The organism is Lacinutrix sp. MEBiC02404 (assembly GCF_053601575.1).
In genome coordinates this window covers 1-243 of the sequence record NZ_JBSHNV010000069.1, presented here as the reverse complement: position 1 = coordinate 243, position 243 = coordinate 1, and the positions used below count along the sequence as shown (strand labels likewise).

At 38.7% G+C, this 243-nt stretch carries 1 protein-coding gene; it reads left to right on the top strand.

Annotated elements, in window-relative coordinates; genetic code table 11:
- A partial coding sequence (locus tag ACVCXO_RS00420) for an HYR-like domain-containing protein (protein WP_452227627.1) occupies window positions 1–243 on the top strand: 243 nt, incomplete at both ends.

Below are 243 nucleotides of genomic sequence, written 5' to 3'. Positions count from 1 at the left end.
GTAACTACTTTAACCGCACCGACTGCAACTGATAATTGTGGTGGAATAGTTACTGTAACAAACGATGCATCACTTCCTATTACAACACAAGGAACAACCCTGGTAACTTGGACATATACAGATGTTAATCTGAATGCTTCCTCACAAACACAAAACATAGTAATTACAGATGTTACTGCTCCTGTTGCTGATCTTGCAACTTTAGCTAATGTAACGGCACAATGTGAAGTAACGACTTTAACG